At 71.1% G+C, this 1,464-nt stretch carries 1 protein-coding gene and 1 pseudogene; both read right to left on the minus strand.

Annotated features, from left to right (window positions below; translation table 11 throughout):
• Positions 1–1,193, minus strand: a pseudogene (locus RISW2_RS25560) (hypothetical protein); the annotation flags it as partial.
• Positions 1,183–1,464: hypothetical protein (locus tag RISW2_RS22830; RefSeq protein ID WP_043775720.1), on the minus strand; the 282-nt coding region annotated here is incomplete at its 5' end. The pseudogene RISW2_RS25560 and the gene RISW2_RS22830, both read right to left, overlap by 11 nt.

Consider the following 1,464-nt stretch of genomic DNA (forward strand, 5'->3'; position numbering starts at 1 on the left):
TCCTCGGTCGTGATCACCCACGTCCCGGCCGAGGCCTCGCGCCAGTGGTTGCCCGGATCGACATATTCCGGCGCGATCTCGGTCGGCGCGTCCGAGCCGGTCTCGCCCTGGCTGACCTGGACCGAGAAGAGATCGTCGGGCGTCAGCGTGACGGTGGGTTCGATGTAGCGGCCGACGCGGAAGCCGACCTTGCCGTCGGTGCACTCGAAAAGGAAGGCGTCGCAGGCCGCGGCCATCTGCGCGCGCTGCGTCTCGAAGTCCTGGTCGTCGCTGATCGTCCCGTTGATCGTCCACTTGGGCTGCGTGCCGCCCTCGGCGTTCGCCACGAGCGCGTCGGCGGCGTCCGCCTCGACGGCGACCTGGTCCCAGTCGACCTCGCGCCCGAGGATCTCGGTCAGCCAGTGCGCGAGCACGAGTGCCGCGTTGTTGCTGTAGCCGGTCGTGTCGCTGCGCGGATCGTAGATGCCGTTGTGGCCGCGGAACACCGGCGTGTAGGCCCATTCCCGGCCGTTCGGATAGTCTTCGCTGAACTGCTCGGGGTCGGTCGCCTTGGCACGGAGCTTGCCGTAGCAGAGCCCGGCATAGTCGTGGGCCGCCGTGATTTCGGTGAACGTCGCGTCGAGGTCGGGGTCGACCACCTGACCGGGCCCGCCATCGTAGAACCGCACCTTCGCCTCGTCTCCCGGCGGACTGGTCGTGACCTCGCCCGAGCCGTCGACCTCGACCGGCCATTCGTCGAGGTAGTGCTGCACCAGGCCGTCGCAGGGATGCGCCGCGAGGATCGTCGTGTAGTGCCGGTACGCGCCGCGCATCTTCGAGAAGCCGAACGGCCCGCCCTTGCGCACCTCGCCGTATACCGTCTCGAGGTAGCTGACGGGCTGGGCATAGTTCACCATGCGCGCGCCCGGCTTCGGGATCTGCGGCGCGGGTCGGAGCGCGTTCGCGAGCGCGGCCAGCCCGATGCTGATCACGGTGTTGATGATGAACCCGCCCAGGGCCGACGAGGCGAAGGCGAAGCCGGCGGCAGTTGCCCCGCCAATGGCGGTTGCGACAGCGCCCCCGGCCGCGCCGTAGGCGCCGAGAGCGGCTGCGATGCCCTGCACGAACGGTATCACCGGCCCCGCGTCGGCGCGGGACGGCGTCACGAGCGCGGTCGTGCCGAGGAGCGCGATGGAGACCAGGCTACGCCGCATAACCCACCCCCCAGATCGCCAGCGGCTGCACCATGGCCGGGCGCAGGATCGTCACGCCCTGGTCGGCGAGGCCCGCCCACCTGGTGCCCGTCCAGAGGCCGCCATGCGGGCGCAGCGGGCAGTCCGCGCGGCGCAGCACCGCGATGTCCCCTGCCCCCGGCGCCTCGACCCGCGGCAGCCCGCCAATGGTCGCGAGCGCGCGCTCGAAGGCGCCCACCGGGTCGCGCAGGAAGCCCGTCGCGCGCTCGCACGACATCGGGTCGTCATAGAG

Source organism: Roseivivax isoporae LMG 25204, assembly GCF_000521865.1.
Classification (GTDB): Bacteria; Pseudomonadota; Alphaproteobacteria; order Rhodobacterales; family Rhodobacteraceae; genus Roseivivax; species Roseivivax isoporae.